This is a genomic window from Bradyrhizobium sp. SZCCHNS1050, assembly GCF_032484785.1.
Taxonomy (GTDB): Bacteria; Pseudomonadota; Alphaproteobacteria; order Rhizobiales; family Xanthobacteraceae; genus Bradyrhizobium.
The window spans coordinates 152,921-175,277 of the sequence record NZ_JAUETR010000003.1; the positions used below are offsets into that span (position 1 = coordinate 152,921).

The following is a 22,357-nucleotide window of genomic DNA, read 5'->3' on the forward strand; positions in this document are numbered from 1 at the left end:
TGTCACAAAAATTTCGCAACGACGGCCGACCGCGATGTTCGTGGGGAAGACGCCAGCAAAAATAAATCCTTCAACAAACTGTCTCCGAGTTTTGGTTTGGTCGCGCCGCGAATGACGACGGCGCATCGGTCGCGTTGTCATCTCGGTTTGGAGATCGATCGAATTCTTTAGGGGCGACGATAATGGTTCCATCTACCAAGACAATCCTGCTGACAGCGGCCTCGGTCTCGCTGGCCCTGTCACAGAGCGCCGACGCTGGGGAGCGTTGGGGGGAAACGACCAAGAACAATCCGTATGTCGCGGGCGACATGCACAACCACAACACCTGCACCGACGGTTCGGTTGCTGCCGGCTATGCGATCGACCGCTCGGTCGGCAAGGGCACCGCGGCGGCTGGCGGCAACAATTTCGATCTCGACTGGTTCACGCTCGGCAACCACGGCGGTTCGGGCAACCGCGATTGCCGCTTCAGCGATGCGAGCGCCAACATCCCCGGCGACAACACGACGACGTATTGGAGCCAGACGCTCGGGAAGACCATCGACGGCATTACGATCACCAGCCTGAAGGGCACGCCGAACGGCACCGATACCGGCGCCAAGATGTGGCGCTGGCAGTCGATCAAAGAGATCGAGTACCCAACCATCGTCAATCGCACCGCGACCTACAACAAGGTGCTGGTCGAGGGCCTGGAGTGGATCCTGCCCGGTCACGAGCATGGCGACGTCGCCGTGATCGCCGGCCAGAACCCGCGCGGTTACGGCAATGCCGACAAGATGGCCGAGTTCGAATATCGCTTCGACCGCGCCGACACCGACGCCATCGGTCCGGTCGATGCCAGCAACAACCCGGTCTGGGCCGGCAAGGACAATGTCAACAATTCCGGCACGGCCGGTCACCAGAAGGCCGTCGCCGGCATCGCCTGGCTGCAGGCGAACCACCCGCTGCAATCCTATGCTGTGCCGACCCATACCGAGCGGCAGGGACCGTTCAATCCGAACGGCTCGGCCGGCTACAACATCGAGCACTTCCGTGACTTCAACAACGCCGGCCCGACGGTCGCGTTCGGCATCGAAGCCCCGGGTCACATGGCCGAGGGCGGCGTGAACGGCGGCTCGGGCTCCTATGGCTCGGGCGCAGTCGGCGGCGGCACCTACGGCATGCAGGGCGTCTACACCGCCAAGGTTGGCGGGCTGTGGGACGGTCTGCTCGGCGAAGGCCGCAACTTCTTCCTGTTCCAGAGTTCGGACTGGCACAGCCGCGGCGTCTATGGCGCGCGCGATCCCGGCACGACGGCGGACTTCATCCCCGGCGAGTACACCAGGCTGTACGTGCCGAACGAGCGGCGCTTCTCCCAGCAGTCGATCATCGACGGCATGCGCTCGGGTAATTCCTACTCGGTCAACGCCGACATCATCGGCTCCGACATGGAGTTCCGTGCGAAGGGTGAGTGGGACGACGACTGGAAGACGATGGGCGAGACGCTCGTCGTGCGCCCGGGCGAGAAGGTCACGCTCGAGATGGAGATGACCGTTCCGGCCTCCAACAACAGCCCGTACGGCTTCAACAACCCGCTGCTGCTGCCGGTCGGCATCAAGCAGCCGTTGAACAAGCCCTATCTCGACCACGTCGATCTGATTACCGGCGACATCACCGGTCCGATCGCGCCGGGCGCCCCTGGCTATGCGGTGGCCAATGCCAAGGGTGTCGATGGTGCGGCCATCGTCTACAACCCGTCGGCCAAGATCGCGAAGCAGATCCCGGCGACCAAGATGCGGAGCCACAAGCTGCGCGACGGTTCGACCCGCCTCAGCTTCACGACCACCTTCATCGCCGGCCAGACACCGTTCTACATCCGCGCCCGCGGCACCAACATCCCGCCGGCGACTCCGAACGTGTCCGACAGCGCCGGCAATCCGCTGCTCGATGCCAACAACGCCACCGTCAGTTGCACAGATCCGGCATGTCCCTCGCACCTCGGCACGGTCGGCGGCGTCAAGAAGGTGACCAACGACGTGCAGGCCTGGTCGAACGTCTGGTTCTACGCGAACCCGATCTTCGTCCGAACCTACAGCACGCCCAAGCTGCTGGTCGAAAAGAATCAGGAGCTGGCCCGCAAGCTGGCTCACGAGCATCACCACTGGCACGATTGGGACCACTGGGGTCACTGGGGCCACTGGGGTCGCTGGGCGTTCAACCGCGACTGATTGATCGGCACCAATCCGGCGGGACATATCGTCCCGTCGGATCCTGCTCACTCCGAGCGCCAGTTTGCGAACCGGCGCTTCGTCTTTGAAACCTGCCTTTCCCTGGGGTTCGTCGAGGTGATGTCGCGTTTGTCCGCCGTGAGTCTCGCCGTTCTAGTCCTCACGATCGCAGTCGCATCGGCGCATGACGAGGAGCCGACGCAGGAGGTCTGCGACGCCGCAGTGGCGGAGGCCCGCGCACAGGCGGCGACCCTGCCGACGGACGACGTGTCGCGCTATTTCGCCGAGCGGGACATTCAGCAGGCGCTGGTCGAGGCCGGCAATGGCGAGTTCGATGATTGTGTCGAGAAGGCCGAGAGGGCCGTGCTGGAAGTGCGCGACCGGCCCCACAGCCTGAAGCCCGGCGAGCGGCTCAACATTCTCAGTGCCGACGAAATGCCGACGCGCTGACGGGCGCGCGCCGCGTCTCCACTCCCGTCATCCGGCTGTCATGCAAGTCGGCAAATTGTCGGTCCCGTTGCGGCGCGTGCAAGGCCTTGAGAGACATGGACCAGATCGAAGCTCTTTTCCCGATACCGTTGTTGCGTTCGCCAGGGCTCTTGAGCGCCGAGCTCAAGGACGCGGCCGTGGCCGCCATCCGCAATTCGAAGATCGAGAACAACCTGCGGTCCGGACAGTTGTTTCACACCGAGGTCGCCGATCCCCGCGCCAACAATCTGTTTCAGACCATCGCCGAGCTCGCCGTGCCCAAGCTGATCGATTTCGGCGAGCTGCTGTTCGGCGAGAAGCTGCGCTGGACGGTCAAGGAGATGTGGACGAACATGCTGGAGACCGGCGGCAACCAGACCCTGCACGCCCATGCCAACAGCTTCATCTCCGGCATCTTCTATCTGACGCCGTCTCACCCCGGCAGCCGCACCGTGTTCGTGCGGCCGCCCGGCGGCAGCGACTTCTCGTTCCGCCATCACACGCGCAGCGCCGCGGTCGGCCCGTTCAATGCCGGCAAATACGTGCTGCCGGAGGCGGAGCCCGGCGATCTCGTGCTGTTCCCAAGCTATCTCTACCACGAGGTGCCGCGCAATCAGGGCGACCAACGTATCACGATCGCTTTCAACGCGATTCCTGATCATCTGGATTGCTGGGGCTACCGCGTCAGCTTCGCGTCCTGACGCTCTATCGTTCGAACTCGCGCGACAGCAGGTCGCGCGCTTCGCGTCGCGACGGCGCGGCGGAGTCGATTGCCCGAAGCAGGCGTTCAGCAGCCGCGCGATCCGATGCAAGCAGCGCTTTTGCCATGCTCATCAGCGGCGCATAGGCCGGCTCGAACTCGGCGCTGGCGCGAATGGAATCGAGGAGGCCGGGTGCGGCGGCTGCGATGAGCGCCGGTCCGCGCGGTTCGCCGGTCAGCGCCGCGCCGACCTGGATGAATTGGTTGCGAGCCCGCCAATAGGCGCCGAGCCGTTGCTCCCACATTCCGCGTTTCGAGTCTTCCAGCAAATCGGCCGCGTCGGTCTTTGTCTGGCTCAGGACCGTCAGCAGCAATTGCCATGGGGCCGCCGAGAGAGCGTGAACGTTGCTGCGCGCGTCGAACGTGACGAACGGGAAATCGTCGGTGTTGCGCGGTCCCGGACCGGCGAAGCTCGCGAGCGCTTTCGCGCCGGCGACATACTGGCCCAGAAGATCGATCGGCTGATCGAAGCCGAGAGGTTGAATGACCGGGTGAAGCTTCCGGTCGGAGAACCGTGCGGCGACGAACTCGGGGTCGATCGGGCTCGGGGCGCCTGATCCGATCAGAGCCAGCATCGGCGTGCGCACGCTGTAATGGTTCAGCCAGGCGGACCCTTGTGGGAAGACTGCGAGAAAGCTTCTGACGATCGCGCGCAGTGACGGCGTATCGAGCTGATAGAGCGGCAGCCACTGGCAGAACATGCCCTCGGTCGCCAGTCGCCGCTTGACGGCCGCGAAATGTTCGACCGTGTACAGCGCGCCGCTGCCATCGAGCGCCGGGTGGAACAGGTCGGCCACGATCACGTCGTAGCGTCCGTCATCGGCGATGATGAAGCGCCGGGCATCGGCAACGGAGATCGGCGGCCTTTCCTTCTCGGCCGCGGGGTTGTCGAACCAGGGCAGCAGCGCGACGACCTCGGAGGACAGCTCGACCGCGCGCACGTCGATGCCCGGCATCTGCGCGGCGCCGAGCACGGTCGCGCCGGTGCCGACACCGAGGAAGAGGGCCTTGCGCGGCGCTGGGTGCAAGAGCAACGGCAGCACGGCCTGGCGGAAATCGGATCGCACCGAACTGGTGCCGCCCATGCGGAAGTGGCCGTTCACCTCGAGATAGCGTGCTCCTGAGGCGTCGTCGACGACGCTCGCGGTCGCCATCGGTCCCTCGCGCACGGCCAGAAGCTTGCCGCCCGGCGGGACCTTAATGAGCAGGGGGGCGGGAAGCCACAACAGCGCGAGTGCAAGTAGAGCGAGCGCCGCCGCCCAGCGCAGCGCAGCGCGTTGGGGCAGCAGCAGCAGAAGATATCCGACAGCAACGAGGACCAATGCTCTCCAAGTGCCGAAAGCGGGAATCAGCAGCTGTGCCGCGACCAGCGGCGCAATGGCTGCGCCGAGGCTGTTGATGCCGACGGCCCAGCCGACCGATCCTCTGACGTCGCGGACATCCTGCATGAGCTGGCCGAACAAGGCGCCCATCGCCATCGCAGGCAACAGGAACAGCGCCAGCGCAATGCCGAGCTCGCCGACGACGCCGAGGCTCGCAGCGCTGTCAGCGAGGCCGCCCAGCAAGGGCGTCACGAGCGCCGTGCCGAGGCAGACGAGCGCGGTGCCGCTGATCAACGCGGTTCTGCCGCGCGCAACCGTGTGCCCCACGCGCTGCCAGATCATGCCGCCCATCGCGGTGCCCAGCAGGTAGGCGGCCAACAGACAGGCGAAGCTATAGACCGTGTCCTGCATCATCTGCGCGGCCAGGCGCACGACCAGCACTTCGAACACGATGCCGAGCAGGCCGGTGACGAACAGGGTTCCTGTCAGGCGGAGGCCGGCGACAGCACGCCTGCGATCGTCGCGCGCGCGAGCGTCGACCTGCGGGGCTCGGCCGAGGCGAAGCGCTGCGAGCGCGCAGGCCGCGTTGACGGCTGCCAGGCAAAGCAGCGTCGCCGACAATCCGAGCGCGGGGATCAGCACGAAGGTGGACAGCAGCGTGCCGGCGACGGCGCCGGCGGTGTTCGCGGCGTAGACGCCGGCGCTGACGGGCCGCGTGCCATGCGCCGCGGACGTCATGCGTTCCAGCGCGGTCAGCGTGCCGCCCATCGCCACCGTCGCCGGCAACAGCACCAGCGTCGGCAGCAGGAAGCTCGCGCTCCACAACAACACGTTGGAAGGCGCCGTGCCGAGCAGCGGCGCGAGGGCGCGCGCGCACGCGGGAAGCAGCCAGACCGCACACAGCCCCCACACGCCGATGACCGTTTCGAGGACGGCATACACCCGGTGCGGATTGGCGGCGCGGCGGATCCGGCCATCGAGGACGAAGGCGCCCACCGCCAGCCCGGCGAAGAATCCTGCGATGGCGCCGAGCACGGCCATCATCTCCGTGCCCAAGGCGAGGGCGAGCTGGCGCGTCCAGACGATCTCATAGCCCAGCCCGGCGAGGCCGGATGCTGCAATCAGCAGCTTCAGCGTTCTCAGCTGAGCCATGCTCTGGCGGGCGACGAGATCGACGCCGGAAGACCGGGCGCCTTGCTTCTCCGCGACCAGATCATTGTCGCGCGGGTCTGCGTGGCGTGCCTCGGTCAAGATTTGGTACCTGCAATTCCCGTGATCGGTCTTCGGATGCAGCGCGCCGTGCGGGATACTGCTCCGGGCGCGGGATCAAGCTCGGCTGCATGGGCCGCCAAGGTCGAGATCGTTTCCTTGTGTTCGTGTTTCGTGACGGTGGTTTGACAGAAGCTGTGGGAGCACGCGGCTCGGCGCAGATGGTTGTATCGCATGAGACCCGTCAGGGAGCGATGACCAGACGCAGCCGCGATCTGCGGAACGTTGTGGTTGAATTCGGTAAACCATCGATCCTCTCCGATCCGACATTGTTGTGCTGCGCACGAAAAACGGGTCGAAATCGGTGGAAACCGGTGTAAATGCGCGGTGATCGGGTGGCTCTGGTACACTTCCAATGGCTGATGTCTCGAATAAAACAGTGGAATCAACGACTTGGCGCTTCTCCGTGGCGCCGATGATGGATTGGACAGAGAGCTTTTTGAAATCAAATAGTTAGGTGAAGGGCGTGTGCAAATCCTGTGCACGCGTGTTCTACTATTCTTTCGCTTTCGTTCTCACGAAATTGCCGCCGGCGCTCGCCGAAAACTGTCGGTCCTGCATTGAAGCTTTGTCGTGACGCTGCTCTTGGCCGTCATGGTGTCGCGGAAATGCCGAGTGGCTGGCGATGTGAACGAACGCCTTGTTCGTCTGCACATCCGTTTGCGACGTCGAGGGTCGCCGGCGGGGTTGTTGTGCATGAGCGCAACGGCGCAGCTAAATAATTGACAGAACGAGAATTTTGGAAGATCCCCCATCAACGGGGGACGGAGAGTGGGGACGGTAGCGCGCGACAAATCGTGATCATCACGCCTGATCATGCCCAGTCGCCGGCGACCGTCCTGGCGCACGGCAGGACACCGTGTTTCTCTTGTCCCACGCGTCGAGTTCACCAATCGGATATAGGACCGCTTTCCCGATTTTGACGAAGGCCGGCCCAACGCGCATTGCTCGCCAGTTCCGGAGTGTTCCGACGCTCACTGCGCCACGGTAGCGATCCGAGACTTCCTCCGGTGTCAGGTATTTTCGATCCTCCATTGCATCACTCCCGATCACGCGACCATGAATGCAGTATTTTCCGGTCCCAGCGGCGCTCGATAGCCAGACGTACTCGTGGATAGTGAAAGAGAAAGCGAACGGCGGTACAAAGGCGTATCGTCCACTTCGATCTAGCGTCGCGATGTCCGGTGTGCTCAAGAAACCGCATCTCATTTCGATGAGTGATATCGTCAGCTTCAGGCCAGAAGCACACCTCAGCGATCGATTGACGGGTCGTAAAGCTGCGCTCTCACTCCGGCAGGCCCGCCAGCCGCAGCCCCTTCTTGAACGTAGCCCGATGCTCAGGCCGCTGGATCGGTATCCAATTCTCCAGATTGGACATCCGAAACGCGGGATGCAGCTTGAGCAAATGCGCGGCTGCGTCTTTCGCCTGCTCCATCCGCCCGGCAAGCGCGTGCGACGCGATGATGATCAGCACGACGAACCCTGAACTCGGCAATTGCCGGAACGATCGTTCGGCCCAGGACAGAGCCAGCTCGAAACGCTCCGCGAACAAATGCGCCATCGCCATCCCGGCCTGCATCCGGAACATCTCTGGATCGAGCGGGCTGAATCGCATCGCACGTGTGAAGAAATCGATAGCGCTCTCGGGATCACCGCGCAAAACCCGCAGGAAGCCGCCCAAGAACCAGGCCGCCGCCAGATTGGGGTTGAGCAGCAGCGCCCTGTCGAGCAATGCAACCGCGCCCTCCAGATCACCGGCCAGATGGGCCAGCGTATGCCCCGCGCGGGTCAGCGCGACGGCGTCATCCCTGCCCAATTCGATCGCGGAATGAGCCAGCCGGATCCCTTCGGCGAACTCCAGGGACTGATCGGTCATCCAGCCGTTGATCTTTCGCAGGCAATAGCACCACGCCGCCATCGCATGGGCCGAGGCAAAACTGGGATCGAGCGAAAGCGCCTTCTGAAACAGAAGCGAAGCCTCGTCGATCGCGTCGCGCGTCCCGCGGTGCAGATGCGGCATCGCGCGCAAATAGTGATCATACGCGCTCAGATTCCCCGTCGGCTTTCGCCGGGCGCGGTCGATTTCCGCGCGCTCGAGTTGTGAGGCGATCACGCCGACGATGCTGGTTGCGATCTGGTCCTGAAGCTCGAAAAGGTCGTCGATCGTCTCTTCAAACCTATCCGCCCACAGATGAGTGCCGGTGGTCGCGTCCACGAGTTGCCCGGTGATGCGTACCCGGTTCGCGGACTGCCGCACACTGCCTTCGACGACGTAGCGCACGCCGAGCTCGCGGCCGACCTGCTGCTCATTCACGGTGCGTCCCTTGTAGGTGAAGCTCGAATTGCGGGCGATCACGAACAGCCAGCCGATCCGCGACAACGCGGTGATGATGTCTTCGACGACGCCGTCCGCAAAATAGTCCTGCCCGGGATCGCCGCTGAGGTTACGAAACGGCAGCACCGCGACGGAGGGAGCATCCGGGAGTGACAGCGTCGGCCGCTGGTCGCCCGCCGAAGAATGCGATCGGGCGTCTACGGTGGTGGCGGACACCTCGTCCTGCCGGACCTGCCCGATGAAGCGCATTCCCTTGCGCGAAATCGTCCGGATCAGGCGCTGCTCCTTGCCGCTATCTCCGACTGCCCGGCGCACGGCGTTGACGTGACTCGTCAATGTCGATTCGGAGACGATGCGACCCTGCCAGACGGCGGTCAGCAGATCGTCCCGTGTCACCACCTGATCCCTGTTGCGGACCAGGTAGAGCAGAAGGTCGAAAACTTTCGGCCCGACCGCGACGAGCTGCGAGCCACGGGTCAGCTCGCGCCGCTCCGCATCCAGGCAAAAATCTTCGAACAGGAAACGCAAAGCCGCTCCGCTTGGACGACAATCCAATGAGAATTGAAGGCCGATTCAGCCCGTCCGCAAGGCTTTCCTGCCCGCATCAGCTCATCCTCGCCGTCGCAATAAGGCCGTCTCCGGCTGGAAAAGTCGAGGAAAATCAGCATGAAGATCGTTGTCGTCGGGGGCACAGGCCGGATCGGGACCAAGCTTGCCGGCTTGCTGCGCCGCAAGGGGCACGATGTCGTTCAGGCCTCCCCCCGCACGGGTGTCGACGCCGTCACCGGTGACGGGCTCGACTTCGCGCTGTCGGGCGCGGACGTTGTCGTCGATGTCGCCAATTCACCGTCGTTCGAGGACGGCGCGGTTCTGGAATTCTTCACGAGGTCCACCCGCAATGTCCTTGCGGCCGAAATCGCCGCGCGCTTACAGCACCACGTCGCACTGTCCATCGTCGGGACCGATCGCCTTCCGGATTGCGGTTACTTCCGCGGCAAGCTCGCCCAAGAGCGTCTGATCCGGAATTCGGGGCGTCGTTACAGCATCCTCCGCGCCACACAGTTTTACGAATTTGCCGACGATATCGTCGCGACCTCCACGCATGGACAAGTCGCCCGGCTGTCGCCGGCGCTGTTTCAGCCGGTCGCCGCGGACGATGTCGCTGCCGCGCTGGCCGCCGTGACGCTGGCCCCGCCGATCGACGGCATCATCGAACTGGCCGGCCCGGAGCAGCTCAGCCTCGACGACTTCGGCCGCAGATACCTCGCCGCGATCAACGACCCGCGCAAGGTCGTCGCCGATATCCACGCCCGCTATTTCGGCGCGGAGCTGGACGACCGATCGCTCACGCCGGGCGACCATCCGCGCCTCGGCGTCATCCGCTTCGCCGATTGGCTTTCCTCCCTTCGCCAGTAACGCAGCGCGGCCGGCGGAGCTCTCCGGCAACCGCCACGCCGTCCTCGTGCGAGATGAACATGACCAAGGCCGTTCCACACGATCTTGAGGGAGAGGAGACGGCGGCAGCGCCCGAACCGCGCGAAGCCGTTCGCCCGTCGGCCAACCGCCCTCTCGCGGACGCCGAGATGGCCCGCGTGCTCGGCACCGAGCCATTTCGCATGGCACTGGACGCGACCGGCGGCGGGGTGACGCACTGGAAGCACGACCCGCTCCACGACGTCGTCGAGCCGATGACCCACCACGTCATCATGGCCTACAACGGCGTGGTTCAGCGCATGGAGCGGCGGTCGGGACGTTTCGTCTCGGCGGGCACGTTTCGTCCCGGCGTCGTGATCATCATTCCCGAGGGCGCGAGCTCGCGATGGGACATCCCGAAGCCGGTCGATGTCGTGCAGCTCTATCTTCCGCACAGCACGCTGGTTCGTGTGGCCGACGAAGCCGAAACCAACAGGCCGGCCGATCTCCTGGAACGGACCGCGCATCCCGACCCGATCACGTCCCGCCTGCTGCTGAGCGCGGCGGACGTCCTGGAAGGCAGCGAGGCCCTGGATTCGCTGTTCAGACAGCAACTCACCGACCTCCTCGCCACGCGTCTGCTGGCCGCGCACACCGGGGCGCCGACCGCGGTCCAGCCCATCGTCGGCGGTCTGGCGCCGAGAGTGCTGATGCGCGCCATCGAGCGGCTTCGCTCCGAGAGCGACGCGGACGTCTCGCTTGCGGCGCTCGCCGCGGACGCCGGCCTGTCGCGCTTCCATTTCTGCCGCGCCTTCAAGGAAAGCACCGGGCTCTCGCCGCACGCCTGGCTTCGCCAGCGCCGGCTCGAGCAGGCGATGCAGATGCTGCGCGACCCGGACGTGTCCGTCGTCACGGTCGCGGCCGCGCTCGGCTACGCCTCGCAGACCGCGTTTGCTGCTGCATTCAAGCGGCTGACCGGGGACACCCCTACCGATTGGCGCCGGCGGGCGCGTTAGCAGCAATTGCTCTTTAGTCGCCGCAACCGCGCTGGGGCACCAGCACACAGGGTTCGTTAGATCATCATCGTGTCCAAGCCCACCAATCGGAGATGACCAATGCCCTTGAACAAGCCGCTCAATCGGATTGTGAACACCACGCGCCGGAAGATCCTCGCGACCTCGGTGATGTCCGCGGTCTCGCTCAGCGTCCGTTCCACGACCGCGATCGGCGAGGAGTCAAGAAGCTCGACCTTCGCCGCGCAAGCGGTGGATCCGACGGCGTTCGTAACGACCAAAGACGGCGTGAAGATCTTCTACAAGGACTGGGGGCCGAAATCGGGTCAGCCGATCGTCTTCCATCACGGCTGGCCGCTCTCGTCCGACGACTGGGACACTCAGATACTGCATTTCGTCGGCAAGGGGTTTCGCGTGATCGCCCATGACCGCCGCGGTCACGGCCGTTCGAGCCAAGTCGGCGAAGGCCACGACATGGATCACTACGCGGCCGATGCTGCCGCGGTCGTCGACCATCTGGACCTGCGAAATGCGGTCCATGTCGGACATTCCACCGGCGGCGGCGAAGCCGCCCGCTACGTCGCGCGTCACGGCCGCGGCCGTGTCGCGAAGCTCGTGCTGATCAGCGCCGTGCCGCCGCTGATGGTCAAGACGGAGAACAATCCCGGCGGCTTGCCGATCGCCGTTCTCGACGATGTGCGCCGGCAGCTCGCCGCCGGCCGGGCGCAGTTCTATCTGGAATTCGCGAGCGGTCCGTTCTTTGGCTACAACCGCCCCGGTGCCACGGCGTCGCAGGCCGTGATCTGGAACTGGTGGCGTCAGGCCATGAGCGGCGGCGCCAAGGCGCATCTGGACGGCATCAAGGCGTTCTCCGAAACCGACTTCACCGAAGACCTCAAGGCCATCGCGGTGCCGACCCTCGTCCTGCACGGCAGCGACGACCAGATCGTGCCCGTCGCGGACTCGGCGCCGCTTTCGGCGAAATTGCTGAAGAACAGCTCGCTGAAAATCTACGACGGCCTGCCGCACGGCATCTGTACCACCCATGCAGCGATCGTGAATGCCGACCTGTCGGCCTTCATCGCCGGCTGATCCTCTGCATCGATCCAATCCAATCACAGGAGACACAAAATGCGACTGGTCGTCATCGGTGCCGGCTTCGCCGGTATGTATGCGGCATTGTCCGCCGCCCGGCTGCGCGACATCCACGGCGTTTCGCCCGAGGCGCTGGAGATCGCGCTGATCGCCCCGGAGCCGACCTTGGTTGTCCGTCCGCGGCTCTACGAACCAAACCCCGAAACGCTGACGGCGCCGCTGCTGGATGTGCTCAAGGCGATCGACGTGGTCTATGTGCAGGGCACCGCCGAGGCGATCGATGCTGCGGCGCGCGAAGTGAGCATAGCGGCACCCGGGGGCAGACGAACGCGGCTCGCCTACGATCGTCTGGTCGTGGCCACCGGCAGCCGGCTGTTTCGTCCGAGCATTCCCGGCCTTGCCGAGTACGGTTTCAGCGTCGACTCGCTGGACGACGCGGTGGCCCTCGACAGGCACCTGCACGGACTGGCCGGCCGGCCGGCCGGGAATGGCCGCGACACGGTCGTCGTCGCCGGCGGCGGGTTCACGGGCATCGAGGCAGCTACCGAGATGCCCGCGCGGCTCCGCGCCATTCTCGGCCCCGATGCGCGGCCGCGCGTCGTCATCGTCGAGCGCAATCCGGTCATCGCCCCCGACATGGGCGAAACCGCGCGTCCCGTCATCGAGAACGCATTGAAGCGGATCGGCGTGGAGACATGGCTGGGAGTCGGCGTTGCGTCGCTCGACCAGTCCGGCGTGACCTTGTCGGGTGGCGAGCGCATCGCAGCCGAGACCGTGATCTGGGCTGCCGGCATGCGTGCCGCGCCCCTGACCGCGCAGATTCCAGCCGAGCGCGACAGTTTCGGCCGGCTGCTGGTCGACCGCGACTTGCGCGTGCCGAGCGCGGCGGGCATCTTCGCGACCGGCGACGCTGCGCGTGCCGCCTGTGATGATGCCGGCAACTACGCGCTAATGTCGTGCCAGCACGCCACGCGGATGGGCGCTTTCGCCGGCAATAACGCCGCCGCCGAACTGCTCGGCGTTCCGACCGCGCCTTATCACCAGGCGGCCTACGTCACCTGCCTCGATCTCGGCGAGGCCGGCGCTTTGTTTACACGCGGCTGGGATCGGACGATCGAGATGGTCGGCGACCAGGCGAAGAAGACCAAACGCGAGATCAACACCGCCTGGATCTACCCGCCGCTTGCCGAACGTGCCGCCGCGCTCGCCTCCGCCGATCCGGAACGCGTCACCGATCTCTGACCGCCTCACCGAACGAGCCGGACGTCTTCAGGGATGAAACCAGCCTTCAATAACCTGCAACAGGAGACCAACATGAATCTGCAAAACACCTCACACCTCGTCACACCGAAGCCGGATGAACTGGTGCCGTCGCGCTATGCCCTGAAGGTCGGCGAGATCGACGTGCTGGTGATCAGCGACGGGGTGCTCCCGCTGCCGACCACGATGCTCGGGCACAACGCTGCGCCGTCGGCGCGGGCCGCTTGGTTCAAGGACATGTTCCTGCCGACCGACGCCTTCGATTGGGCCCTGAATGCCGTCGTCGTCCGGAGCGGCGGCAAGACCATCCTGATCGACGCAGGGCTCGGGTCGGATCCCGACCTGAACCTGCCGCGGGCCGGACAGCTGATCAAACGCCTCGACGCCGCCGGCATCGATCTCGCGTCCGTCACCGACGTCGTGCTGACCCATATGCACATGGATCACGTCGGCGGCCTGCTGGTCGAGGGCGTGAAAGACCGGCTGCGGCCGGACCTGCAGATCCATGTTGCGGCCGCCGAAGTCGAATTCTGGCGGGCGCCGGATTTCTCGCGAACGGCGATGCCGGAAGGCTTCCCGGACGCGCTGCGCGCAGCCGCGAAGCGCTTCGCGAGGGAGTACCACAACCAGATCCGGCAGTTCGACGAGGAGCACGAAGTCGCGCCGGGCGTCGTCGTCCGCCGCACCGGCGGTCACACCCCGGGACACAGCATCGTCCGCCTGACGTCCGGCGGCGAAGCGATGACCTTCGCGGGCGACGCCGTGTTCACGGTCGGCTTCGACCATCCCGACTGGCACAACGGCTTCGAGCACGACCCGGACGAGGCAACGCGCGTTCGCGAGGGATTGCTGCGGGACTTGGCGAAGACGGGCGAGCTACTGGTCGCCACCCATATGCCGTTCCCGTCCATCGGACGCGTCGGGCGCGAAGGTAACGTGTTTCGGTTCGTGCCGATCTACTGGGACTACTAATCGTTCACCGGATTGAAGCCGGGCTGCGGCGCAGGACATCACCAACGGAGTGTGCCTGCGCCGCAGTTTGCAAGGCTGGTCAGCCGGCTTCGCCGATCGCGCTTAGGCGCGAGCTCTAACTGGTTCCGGTGATCCGGCAGCGGTCCTCCATGGGCTCACGGCTAGGTCTTCCCAATTTTGCGAACCGGTTCGCTAGGCTGCGATTGGTGCCATCCGGCACGTTGATCTCTCAGGTCTTTCTTCTTCTAGCAACACTGTGGGTGTCGGAGCAGTGCCATACTGCAATAAGTGAGCAACAGAACTTACGACCGCCGAATCTACGCCGCGGAGAGGCGCTTTTATCTTGCCGGAGTAATCGGGCGTCTCTCCGCCTTCTTCTTCGACATGATCGTCTCCTCTGCTTCATACTATACGGCTGCACCCGAGCGGTCGACAACATGACAATGGTCCGGCTTTCGTCGTGATCTTGCGGTGATGACATCTGGTGGTCCATGCAGGAGTCCGTGCTCAGCCCCGCTCGCCATGCGGGCGCACATGTCGTCGTCAGGATCGCGGGGCAACACAGGCACTCACGCGCGCTCGCAGCCTCGATCGGGCTGTCGTCGCCGGCAAGATAGCGTGCTCTCCACATCCGCTTCGATCCACCAAACGCCTTTCCGCCGATCAGCGGAAACTCAGCCATTCTTCTGTCGTCGAGCTGTCTGCCAGACGGCGCTCGCCAGAGCTCTCACATTGCGGCGGCGAGCGCCGTCGGGTTGCTTAAATTCGGTTCAGCGGGGCTTTTATCTTCGGCTGCGAACCGGAACACAGATCCGTCGATCCACATGCGATGCATCACCACTGCCAGCTTGCGTGCAACGGCCACCACCGCGCGCTTGTGGCCTCGCTTAGCTGCGACCCGGACACCCCAGGCCTTGATGCCGCACCATTGCTTGGAGCGCACCAGCATCGCGCTCGCCGCCTCGTAGAGCACGGTGCGCACCTCCCCGTCGCCGCACTTCGAAATGTGCCCTTCGATGTCGATGGATGTGCCCGTCTGGATACGCCTGGATGTCAGTCCGAAATGCGCGCCGACGGTCTTCGACTTGCTGAACCTGTGCGGATCATCGATGGCCGCCTTGAAGGTCAGTGCCGTCACCGGGCCGACGCCGGGAATGGCGCAAAAGCGTCGACAGAGTTCGTCCCGGCCGACCATCTGCACCAGCAGATCATGCAGCTTTTTGTACTCGGCCCACAGTGCTTCCCACGCTCTCAACACGCAGTCTGTCACGCCGGCGATAAGCCGGTCACAAGCCACCAACTCGTGCACTCGCGCTACAAATGTCGCGCGCTGGACCCGCGGTCCGACCATCAATCCGAAGACCTTCAGGGACTGTCTGATCTCGTTCTCTATGTCGAGCAATTTTCGCTTCAGCGTTCGCCGGTGTCCCAGCAGAAGCCGTATCTTGTGACTCTCCTGACTCTTGACATGAACCGGTCGATACCAGCCCGCACGCACGAGGTGCGCCAATCCTCGCGCGTCATTTTTGTCAGTCTTGTTGCGCTGGGCTTCCAGCGCAGCCGCGGCCTGCCGCGTTTCCAACAGGACCATGGGCAGGCCAAGAGACACGAGCTCGCGGTGCAGCCACGGTGCTACACTTCCTGCTTCATGGCCGACCTTGTCGAGCCGTGGCAGGTACGGTGACAACGCTTCGAAGATGATCGCAGGATCGGTCGCCACGCTGGCTTCGAACACGACGGCGCCGTCACGGCTGTTCACAACGCAGATTGCGGTCTTGGTGCTGGATGTGTCGAGTGCTGCTGAGAGTTTCATCGGCGGACGTCCTCTTCGGCGAATCATTTTTGATTCCCCGCGATGCTGCGCCTTTGTTGCCGCGACTGTCTCATCTCGCACTCGCCCGATTACGCCGCCAGTCGAACCCGCTCTACGCTCGCTCCTCTCAAATCCAAGTCTGAACTGCGCTCAGACACCGTGCGGTGGCTACACGAGGAGTGAGTCTCAGGCAGCATCTCTGCTGCGGCTCTGGTCTGACCGTTGGCATACGGCCGCGGGGTCTTGGCGATCTATCGACAGAAACCAGAGCGATCGAACTGCATCGGCGATGCAATTCGTCCGCAGATCCGAGATGGAAAGTCGGACGGCCCGCTAGCATCAGTTCAACACGGACCGGTCCAGCATCGAGGAAAACTGGTGTTAAAGCCGCACGCAAATCGCCCACACGGATGGACCAGACTGAGTGTCGAGCGGCGGCAGCTCGGCAGCAACGGCGCGCATCGTGGCCGTTAAGGGCAGGGCTGTAGCGTGCGACGTCGCGCAATTCGGCCGTTCCGCTCTGGCCTCGGACGTGCCACCTTTGCGGGACACCTGCGCGGAGGGCGGGGCTCGCGAGCCTTGATCCGCTTTCGCCAACCGTCGGGCAGAATCGTCCGCCATCCGGCACCGCTACGCCCAGGCCTCTCCGTATTCTCTCCACGGGGCGAGCAGAAGAGATGACCGATCCCGGTCCGGGCAGGCAGCTCCCCGTTCCGGCCACTGAGTTCTGCGTTATCGTTTTGGAGCAGCCGGCCTTTGGCGTGCCTCCGAACGCGCGGGGCCGAGACGCAAGGAGCAGCATCTGATCATGACCGAGTCCGTTCCGCCCCATCCATTCGATGATATGGAGGCGCTGGCTTGGCTGCGCTCTCAGCCCGACGGACGCGTGACGGTCAGCGCCGCGGAGCTCGGACGTCAGTGGGGCTGGAACAGGATGCGGACCAGTCGTCGCCTGAAAGCCTGGGAGCACGCGGGCCTGATCAGTCGTAACGCTGAAGCGATCAATGTAACGGGGACCGCGACGTCGATCGTTACAGATGGTACTGCCGTCGCTACGGACGCCGCCGGCGTTACAGGGATGTCCGGAGCGGAGGAAGGCCGTCGTTCCCTGACACGCGTCAAGCTCGCTGCTTTGATTGTGGCTCTGGCGCTGGCTTGTGTATCGGCTGCCTTTTCTATCGACGGCCTGACCGCGATCTTCGCCGGGGCTTTCTGGCCTGTCATCATGATGGGCGCCGTGCTGGAGGCCGGAAAGCTCGTGGCGGCGGCCTGGCTGACGGAGCATTGGACGTCTGCGCCGTCCCTCTTGAGGTTCGTCCTCGTCCTGATGATTGGTGTGTTGATGGGCCTGAACGCCATTGGCGTATTCGGCTTCCTCACCCGCGCTCACCTCGACCATATGGCATCCAGAGATCTCACCCTTGCCGACAGAACCGCAGACGTCGAGGCCCGCCTCGGGATGCAGAGCCGAGTGGTCACCGACATTGACCGGTGTATTGCCCAGATCGACGCGGCCGTCGACGAGGCGACGCGCCTTGGCAGGCCAGTCGGAGCGATGACGATTGTTGACCAGAGGCGTCGCGAACGTGCCGACATCGCTGCGGAACGGCAGCGTGAGTCCCAGGCTCTCGCCAATCTACAGATCGAAAAAGCCAAGATTGACGCGCAGCGCCGGCGCGCCGAGGCTGAGGTCGGACCGATACGCTATCTCGCCGAGCTGATTGGCATACCCGCCACGGACTTCGAGCGAGCGGTCCGGCTGCTCACGCTGGCGCTGGTTGCCGTCCTTGATCCGATGGCAGTGGCGCTGCTGCTCGCTGCCGGAGTTCACAGCAGGCGCGCTGGTTCATTCTGACTTTGCCGTTTCGTCTAAGCAAGCTCATTGCGCGATACGGGTCTGCCCCAAATCGGTGAGCAGCAAACCTGCGTACGCGCAGACTTCCAGCCGAAGGCCAGAAGAACAAAGCAAGGCCTTCTCACACCCTATGCACCTGTGGTGCTGACGCTTCGCGGGCCGCATGCGGCTATCTCATTGGGTGAAGCCAGCAATTCCGCTGAACACGTATTTACATAAGACATCCTGAGTGAATACAGCAGTCTTGCCGATTGATCGACAAATCGAATATCGTCAATAACTTGCCGGCGTTTGGGCGCGCATACGAATGGAATTGCCCGTCTCGTTCTCGATCGGTGGTGAGTTTGCGTCGGTTTAGGGGCCCCGAAAGCTGTCGGCTCTCGCGATCTGAATTGAAGTTCTCGCTTCCTGAGGGCTGCAGATTCATTGCGAGGCGCGCAGGGGCTCTGCCAGCCGGCAATCCCGTTGCGCGATCCTTCGGCCTCCGCAGGCCCAGGAAGCAACGTCCACGCGGCATAGGCGGCTCAATTCCGTCTGATATTTCTCAAGCTCAAGGGCCGATGACAGGCCGGGTCCGTTTGGACGCATCGATCCGCGCGTGGTTCGTGCGGCTGATACCGCCCGGCCGGATTGAACGATGCGCATCCTGGTCACGGGAGCCGAGGGCCCGACGACCCCCGCTGCCGCTTCGCATCATGGCGGTTATCATCAGGCGTTGCTGACACAACGGGGCGGTGTGAGCTTACGCAGGTTGTTCGCGAATGATGAGGTGTTCGCAGCAGCTTATTTAGAACGCAACGGCAAAGCCGCATTGTCCTCGGTGAGATACGGACCGCGGTGGGGCCGGATGCGGCAAAGGTGGTTGGTGGCATGTGCTGCCATTCATCATGGGCAGTTCAGGCTCACTGTGGGCGCCGGCTCCAGACATGTCCCTTGCGCAATGTTTGTTTCGCATTGGTCACGACGGTCTCGGCCGCCACGATATCGATGCCCAGCACCCGCAGGATGGCCTGGGCCGCCATTGCTGGAATCGAGTCGTCTCTTTTGACCAATGCTTCGCGCATCGAGGCGCTGACGATGGCCAACAGCATCGCATACAGGGCCGGCGAATCGACCGTCTTAAAATAACCCTGGCGGATGCCGATGCCGACATCCTTGCGAATGCCCGCAAAGATCTGCTCACGAAATTCTCCGAGATCGGAGAGTGCGTGGACGATCAGGCGCCCCCATATCGGATCCTGCAGACCGCGTTCGATGAACAGCATCGTTGCGAGCGCAACCCGCTCGGTGCCCTGCTCAATTCCAGAAATCGCCTCGTCGACCTCGCGGACCAATGCGGCCGCGACGGCGCCGGCAACGGCCTCGACCAGCTCCGTCTTGTTTCGGAAGTGATAATAGAAGCTTCCGTTGGAGAGCCCGGCCTGCTCGGCGACTTCCATGACGGACGTGCGTTCGATTCCTTTTTTGGCCATGACCGCGATAGCCGTGTCCAGGATCAACGCTCGAGTCCGCAGGCGCTTGGTGTCGTCCTGACTTGCGTCCTGAAAGTGACGGCTCTTCTTCGTCCGGGGCGAGTACGTGCTCATGTCACGGCAATAGCACGGTCAGGCTGCGGCGGCACCGATTATCCCATCCAATGAGCGCTGAATCATCTCCGTATATTCCGCCGCAGACGGGTGGTAGCGTGCGGTCTGGTTGAAGGGGCTCGCATGTGCGCGCGAACCCAAAGCTGAGACGTCGGCCCCCCGGTAACCAAGTTCGGCCAAGGTCGCCGGCAGGTTCAAGGTCCGCATCAACACGGCGATTGCCGCGGAAAGCGACGCTCCGGGGGAGAGTCCCATCGCCCCCGCAATAGCCGCGGCCCGATCGGAGGCGTGACAGCAGACGGAGTCCAACGAGCAGACCAGGCCAATGCCGCTCAACAGTCCATGATGGAAGCCCTGGTCGCCGCAGGTGATCGCGATGGCGTGCGCCGGTCCTAGGCCCATGCTGATGGCTACGCCGCCTGCATAGGCCGCGGCCATCATCTCCGATCGTGCGCGAAGGTCGCCGCCGCGTTGGGTTGCGTCTCGGATGGCCGCCATTGCTCGTCGGATGCCGTCCAATGCAAGCGCGTCGGCAAAGGGTAACATTCGGCTGGAAAGATAACCTTCCACGCAGTGTGAGATCGCATCGATTCCGGTGGCCGCGGTGAGCCGGGGCGGCAGCGTCAACGACAGCTCCGGATCGAGCATCGCAAAATGCGGCACGATGGCGGGCGAACTCATTCCCGTCGAGGCGGTCGTGGCGTCCGGGTGGATGCCGGCATCGGGCGATGCCTCGCTTCCTGTCCCGGCAGTGGTCGGAATCACTGCAAGCGGGGCGCATCGCCGAGGCTTGGCCGTGGGATTGCCGGCATAGTTGGTTACGCTTCCAGGGTTGGTTGCGAGCAGCGCGATGTATTTGGCCGTGTCGATCACCGAGCCGCCGCCGAGCGCGATCACGCCATCGCAATTGCTTGTTCTGTAGAGCGCCGCACCCCGGTCAGCGTCCGAGAACAGGGGATTTTCGGTCACGTCGTTCAGGATCGCCGCGGCCGGGCCCCGTTTGAGCGCAGCGGTGACGCGATCGACCAGGCCGACCGTCGTGATCCCGTGGTCGGTCACCAGCATCGGCCGCCTCATGCCCAGACGATCGAGCTCCTCGTCGAGGCAGGACAGTGCACCGGCGCCGAACACGGTGCGGGGAAGTTGCAGTGATGCGACCATCTGCAATCCTGTGATCATTTTCCGGCGAGGACCATGCGCAATGCTCTCACAACGAGAGCCCAGCTCAGAAACCTGTAGCCGGCCCGCAGCTCGTTGCCGCGAAGGACGCCCTTCATCGGCATGGCGCCCATGATCGTGCCGCCGATGACAAGCCCGTCCTCCGTTGCATCGACGCTGGTGATCGTCATCAGCTCGGTCCCTTCCGGTGTGAAGATCCGCATCGCCTCACCCGATCAAGCTGTCGAAGTTGATCTTCAGATCCTGGCATGCCCTGATCGCGGTCGCGCGGCCTGCGCCGCTGACGCTCGATACGTTGATCGCGGTCCCCGTGAGATAGAGGTTCTCGATCCCCGGTATCTTCAGTTTCGCGAGCTCGGGATTGGGACGGTGGCCCCCGATCTGGTGCAGATATTCGCCGGCCCCGCTCACGTCGCCCTTCTGGAACATCGATGAATGCCGTGACACTTCCAATGGCGTATCGAACCGGCGGCCGATGATGTTCTCATGGGTGACGTTGGGCGCATATTCGCGGTAACGCTCCAGCAGCCAGTCGCCGATTTCCCATTGGCGCTCGTCCCAGGATGCCGCACCGGTCCGCAGGTCGAACGGACCGAAGCCATAGACGGTGATCGCGGCCTTGCCCGGGGGACATTGGGTCTCATCGAACTGGCACTGCATATGCGAGGCAAGAATGGTGTCGGTCGATCCTTCGCTCCACATATCGCCGTAGCGATAATTGTCGAAGACGCGCAGAAATCGCTCGAGCGTGGGCGGTGCATAATTGGCGAGGATCACCCGGCCGGCCTCGGCGCCGGCCTTGTATTTTGGGGGTTCGTTAAGCGCGAGATGCTGGGGCATGATGGAGAAGGCGCCGGTCTTGACTCGCCTGGCACGGGCGACGACATCCGGCGCCACTTTCTCGACCATATCGCCGATCAGCCAAGGATGAATTTGGCCGATAACAGCTGCACGCGCCTTGATCTCTTCGCCGGACGCCAGACGGACCGAGGTGGCGCGGCCGTTTTGGACCAGTACCTTTTCGACCGGTGCTTCCGTCCGAAGCTCCGCGCCATGATCCTCAAGGCAGGCGACCAATGCGTCGACCAGTGCGCCGCTGCCGCCGACCGGGACGCCGATCGGATACGTGTGAACCATCCCAGGCATGGTGTAGAGGATGAATCCAGTGCCCATGTCCTCTGGCGCGGTCAGCGTCTCCGCTGCGAACTTGAGCAGGTGAATGATCAGCTTGTCGCTCTCGAACCACTCGCGGCAGATGTCGAGCTTGCTCATCTGCAGAGCGCGGAAAATCTCCTGTCCCTCCACGCTCTGGTCGAGCAGGGCGTAAAACGGCCCTTGCTGCGGCGCGGGCGTGAACAGGCTCTGCGTCACCATCGGCACGATCTTCATGCTCATCGCCGCAAAGCGGCGGTAGGCCTCGGCGTCGCTGGGCGAAATCCTGGCAATGCTCTCGCAGGTCCGGTCAACATCCTTATAGGTGACGAGGGAGGAGCCGTCCTCGAACATCGTCGAATAGACGGCGTCCGGGTAAAGATATTTCAAGCCGTATTTGGACTGAAGCTTCAGCTCGTCATTCCTGATCAGTGGATTGGCCTGGATGTTGACGTGCAGCGACGAATGCAGGTCGAACTTGAAGCCGGGCGCCAAGATTTCCTTGGTCACCACGCCACCGCCGAGCCAGTCATTCTTTTCCAGTACGAGCACGCTCAGGCCTGCCTTGGCCAGATAGGCTGCGGTCGTCAGGCCGTTATGGCCGGACCCGATGACCACGATGTCGTAGCTCTTGGACATTGGATGTTCCTCGCGATCG

Annotated in this window: 17 protein-coding genes; 9 read left to right on the forward strand and 8 right to left on the reverse strand. The window is 63.9% G+C overall.

Annotated elements, in window-relative coordinates:
* The first annotated feature begins 182 nt into the window (after window positions 1-182).
* The 3 genes from QX094_RS32590 (at window position 183) to QX094_RS32600 (ending at window position 3,376) form a co-directional block, all read left to right on the forward strand.
* The gene (locus QX094_RS32590; RefSeq protein ID WP_316184389.1) at window positions 183-2,207 is read left to right on the forward strand and encodes a hypothetical protein; all 2,025 of its coding nucleotides are present in this window, start codon (window positions 183-185) and stop codon (window positions 2,205-2,207) included.
* A gap of 120 nt (window positions 2,208-2,327) precedes the next feature.
* Window positions 2,328-2,657 carry a hypothetical protein gene (locus QX094_RS32595; protein WP_316184731.1) on the forward strand — a complete coding sequence of 110 codons (330 nt, stop codon included), beginning with the start codon at window positions 2,328-2,330 and terminating at the stop codon, window positions 2,655-2,657.
* A 95-nt stretch (window positions 2,658-2,752) separates the two neighbouring features.
* Window positions 2,753-3,376 (forward strand): 2OG-Fe(II) oxygenase family protein, encoded by a 624-nt coding sequence (locus tag QX094_RS32600; RefSeq protein WP_315752560.1) that lies wholly within the window; start codon window positions 2,753-2,755, stop codon window positions 3,374-3,376.
* A 4-nt stretch (window positions 3,377-3,380) separates the two neighbouring features.
* On the opposite strand, the gene QX094_RS32605 is transcribed toward QX094_RS32600, so the two are convergent.
* The 3 genes from QX094_RS32605 to QX094_RS32615 all read right to left on the reverse strand — a co-directional run bounded on the left by QX094_RS32605 (window position 3,381) and on the right by QX094_RS32615 (window position 8,889).
* On the reverse strand, window positions 3,381-6,008 hold the full coding sequence (locus QX094_RS32605) for a spermidine synthase (RefSeq protein WP_316184386.1): 2,628 nt from the start codon (window positions 6,006-6,008) through the stop codon (window positions 3,381-3,383).
* A gap of 822 nt (window positions 6,009-6,830) precedes the next feature.
* Window positions 6,831-7,061: a helix-turn-helix domain-containing protein gene (locus QX094_RS32610; protein WP_316170950.1), complete on the reverse strand. Its 231-nt coding sequence runs from the start codon at window positions 7,059-7,061 to the stop codon at window positions 6,831-6,833.
* 250 nt (window positions 7,062-7,311) lie between these two features.
* Window positions 7,312-8,889, reverse strand: coding sequence for a winged helix-turn-helix domain-containing tetratricopeptide repeat protein (locus QX094_RS32615; protein WP_316170892.1), 1,578 nt, complete (start codon window positions 8,887-8,889; stop codon window positions 7,312-7,314).
* A gap of 138 nt (window positions 8,890-9,027) precedes the next feature.
* Between QX094_RS32615 and QX094_RS32620 the strand changes: the two genes are divergently transcribed.
* From QX094_RS32620 to QX094_RS32640, 5 genes are all read left to right on the forward strand, one after another.
* Entirely contained in the window at window positions 9,028-9,777 is a 750-nt protein-coding gene (locus QX094_RS32620; protein ID WP_316170891.1) for an SDR family oxidoreductase, read from the forward strand.
* A 59-nt stretch (window positions 9,778-9,836) separates the two neighbouring features.
* Complete coding sequence (locus QX094_RS32625; protein WP_316164908.1) at window positions 9,837-10,790, forward strand: AraC family transcriptional regulator; 954 nt, start codon at window positions 9,837-9,839, stop codon at window positions 10,788-10,790.
* Window positions 10,791-10,889: 99 nt separating this feature from the next.
* On the forward strand, window positions 10,890-11,879 hold the full coding sequence (locus QX094_RS32630; RefSeq protein ID WP_315724106.1) for an alpha/beta hydrolase: 990 nt from the start codon (window positions 10,890-10,892) through the stop codon (window positions 11,877-11,879).
* Between the two features lie 39 nt (window positions 11,880-11,918).
* Window positions 11,919-13,124, forward strand: a complete 1,206-nt coding sequence (locus tag QX094_RS32635; protein WP_316170890.1) for an NAD(P)/FAD-dependent oxidoreductase — start codon at window positions 11,919-11,921, stop codon at window positions 13,122-13,124.
* 72 nt (window positions 13,125-13,196) lie between these two features.
* Entirely contained in the window at window positions 13,197-14,114 is a 918-nt protein-coding gene (locus QX094_RS32640) for an MBL fold metallo-hydrolase (RefSeq protein WP_315724110.1), read from the forward strand.
* Between the two features lie 727 nt (window positions 14,115-14,841).
* Here the strand turns inward: QX094_RS32640 and QX094_RS32645 are convergent.
* On the reverse strand, window positions 14,842-15,927 hold the full coding sequence (locus QX094_RS32645) for an IS110 family transposase (RefSeq protein WP_316187958.1): 1,086 nt from the start codon (window positions 15,925-15,927) through the stop codon (window positions 14,842-14,844).
* Window positions 15,928-16,735: 808 nt separating this feature from the next.
* Between QX094_RS32645 and QX094_RS32650 the strand changes: the two genes are divergently transcribed.
* Window positions 16,736-17,782 (forward strand): hypothetical protein, encoded by a 1,047-nt coding sequence (locus QX094_RS32650; RefSeq protein WP_316175859.1) that lies wholly within the window; start codon window positions 16,736-16,738, stop codon window positions 17,780-17,782.
* Between the two features lie 902 nt (window positions 17,783-18,684).
* On the opposite strand, the gene QX094_RS32655 is transcribed toward QX094_RS32650, so the two are convergent.
* The 4 genes from QX094_RS32655 to QX094_RS32670 form a co-directional block, all read right to left on the reverse strand.
* Window positions 18,685-19,281 carry a helix-turn-helix domain-containing protein gene (locus tag QX094_RS32655; protein WP_316164911.1) on the reverse strand — a complete coding sequence of 199 codons (597 nt, stop codon included), beginning with the start codon at window positions 19,279-19,281 and terminating at the stop codon, window positions 18,685-18,687.
* Between the two features lie 105 nt (window positions 19,282-19,386).
* Window positions 19,387-20,529, reverse strand: a complete 1,143-nt coding sequence (locus tag QX094_RS32660) for an iron-containing alcohol dehydrogenase (RefSeq protein ID WP_316164912.1) — start codon at window positions 20,527-20,529, stop codon at window positions 19,387-19,389.
* A 14-nt stretch (window positions 20,530-20,543) separates the two neighbouring features.
* Window positions 20,544-20,750: a hypothetical protein gene (locus QX094_RS32665; RefSeq protein ID WP_316170887.1), complete on the reverse strand. Its 207-nt coding sequence runs from the start codon at window positions 20,748-20,750 to the stop codon at window positions 20,544-20,546.
* Window positions 20,751-20,754: 4 nt separating this feature from the next.
* Window positions 20,755-22,338 (reverse strand): NAD(P)/FAD-dependent oxidoreductase, encoded by a 1,584-nt coding sequence (locus tag QX094_RS32670; RefSeq protein WP_316164914.1) that lies wholly within the window; start codon window positions 22,336-22,338, stop codon window positions 20,755-20,757.
* Between the last annotated feature and the right edge of the window lie 19 nt (window positions 22,339-22,357).